Below are 2,647 nucleotides of genomic sequence, written 5' to 3'. Positions count from 1 at the left end.
GGGCCAGCGCGACAAGTTCTGTGATAAATGCCTTTGGCATGAAAACACAGGAAATTCATCATGTGAATTTCAACTCTACAACGAAGAATAGGAATGACGAAACCATGTTTTCCAAAACTATTCCATCAAGACTCCTGCGTGCGTTATGAGTGACAGTTCATGAGGTTCGAAGCACAGGTAGAGTCGGCAGAAGGAAGGCTGGAGCTATTCTTTAGAAAAGGTATGCTAACTGATATGCCGGATGGCTGAAAAACTAGATAGGGTGAGCATGTTCCCCCCTGAAGGAACTGACGAACTTCTGAATTAAAGGGTCTACAGTTTGAACATAGTGAAAGCTATGTCCCATCCAACGATGGGGTGAGTGATGTAAAGTAAAATTTGGCCCTCTGAAATACATTATACTGAACAAAGGCAGTATCAAGCTCACAGGCTTAAAAGAAGCACCTACGTCTAGTATTAAAAGCTAAGTTGTAAGGTACTTGGGAAGCAAGAGACGTTGAAACGAGGACTGTCATCCGAAACGTTTGCGATAAGGTAACAACTGAAACGCATTTACTTTTGTGAAGGTAGGGGTACGACTAATGAAGCTTCTGTAATAGAAGTGGAGGAACAGCCCCAAGTCTACCGAATGAGAACGATTATTTTCTTCACGTGAATGACACCGATCGGGTAGGAATGTGGGAACATCACTCAATTGGAGGGATGCCACAGTGTCAACTTTGAGATATTGGGATTACTACAATATGACGGGAATTTTCACGGATTTATATGAAAGAGCTAGTCAACAGGATACGTTCAGTCGTCTCTACGAGATTATCATCTCTAGAGAAAACATCCTTCTGGCTTATCGTACGATTAAATCCAATAAAGGGTCTAAGACCCCTGGTACTGATGGAAAAACCATCAAAGATATCAAAGAGCTTTCGGAAAGTGAATTAGTGAAAACCATTCAAACAAAATTGGAGAATTACCAACCTAAGAAAGTTAGAAGAAAATGGATTGAAAAAGATAATGGTCAATTTAGACCTCTTGGAATTCCATGTATGCTTGACCGCATTATTCAACAGTGTTTTAAACAAGTCCTTGAGCCAATTGCTGAAGCTCATTTCTACAAACACAGCTATGGGTTCAGACCGTTAAGGTCTACTCGTCATGCCATGGCCAGAGTACAATTTCTCATCAATCAGGCTCATTTGCATTACGTAGTGGATGTTGACATCAAAGGGTTTTTCGATAATGTAAATCATACACTTCTTATCAAACAATTATGGAACTTAGGCATTCAGGATAGAAAAGTATTGGCTTGTATCTCCAGAATGTTGAAAGCTGAGATTGATAAAGAAGGGATTCCATCTAAAGGTGTTCCTCAAGGCGGAATTTTATCGACTCTACTATCGAACGTGGTGCTCAACGACCTTGACCAATGGGTTGCAGGTCAGTGGGAGTTCTTTCCTCTCAAAAAAGATTATAAATCAAAAGATAGCGAAAGGTTTGCTAAGAAACGTACAGCTCTTAAAGAAGGGTACCTCGTACGCTATGCAGATGATTTTAAAATTCTCTGTCGTGATGGAAAGACAGCTCAAAGATGGTATCACGCAGTAAAATTGTATCTCAAAGAGCGATTAAAACTAGATATTTCACCAGAGAAGTCACAAATTGTGAATTTGCGGAAAAGAAAGTCTGAATTCTTAGGTTTCACAATAAAAGCAAACAAGAAAAGAAATAAGAGAGTTGCCCATACGGGCATTAAACGTAAAAAGAGGGAGAAACTCAAAGAACAAGCTAAAGTTCATATCTTACGGATAAAAGCCTCCCCAACCACTCAAAATGTTTTACGTTTTAATAGTTTTGTTTTAGGTATTCACAATTATTTTAACGGAGCTACACATGTCAATCTAGAATTCTCACGTCTTGCCTACGATTTAAAAGCCTTTCTGTATAATCGCCTTCGTCCTGTAGGAAAATACGGACGCCCAATCAATCCTAGTACGACTTATAAAAAGTTCTACAGCTCAAGACCTAAAACGTTTGAGATTGCAGGGGTCCATCTGTTTCCGCTTGCGGATGTACGGACAGTAAACACAATGAATTTTAGTCCAACACTGTCCCTTTTCACGGAGGAAGGCAGAATGACAATTTACGATAAGATAAAGCCTGATGTAGGCTTGGGAATTAGTAATTTAATGAAGTCATTTCTTCCCAACCGGACGGTTGAATATATGGATAATCGTATTAGTCGTTTCAGTATGAAGATGGGGAAATGCGAACTCACCGGTTGGGATTTAACAGCTAGTGAAGTTCACTGCCATCACTACGTGCCTAAACATTTAGGTGGAACGGATGAATTTAGAAATCTCCGTATTCTTCATGAAGATATCCATCGGCTAGTCCATCGTAAAGATACAGAAATTATCACATCAGAAATACGGAAGTTTGGTTTTACTTCTTCAATGATTAAGAAACTAAACCAATACCGAATGGAATGTGGGCTTGAAACGGTAGTATAATCTCACGTCAAAATGGAACGAAGAACTTATAATTTAGTACCCATCGTTAGATGGAGCGCCGAATGCTGGGAAACTAGCACGTTCGGTGTGGAGCAGGGGAAAAGCTGGAGATAACATCAAATGCTTACCTATTGCCAACT

The 2,647-nt window shown here is 39.8% G+C and carries 1 protein-coding gene; it reads left to right on the top strand.

Translation table 11 applies throughout. The features are described 5' to 3' along the window. Window positions 1–710 precede the first annotated feature (710 nt). Window positions 711–2,507 carry a group II intron reverse transcriptase/maturase gene (ltrA, locus tag RL70_RS09965; protein ID WP_039043270.1) on the top strand — a complete coding sequence of 599 codons (1,797 nt, stop codon included), beginning with the start codon at window positions 711–713 and terminating at the stop codon, window positions 2,505–2,507. Window positions 2,508–2,647: the final 140 nt, after the last annotated feature.

The organism is Sporosarcina sp. ZBG7A, from assembly GCF_000813425.1.
Classification (GTDB): Bacteria; Bacillota; Bacilli; order Bacillales_A; family Planococcaceae; genus Sporosarcina.
This window is presented reverse-complemented; position numbering and strand designations above follow the sequence as displayed.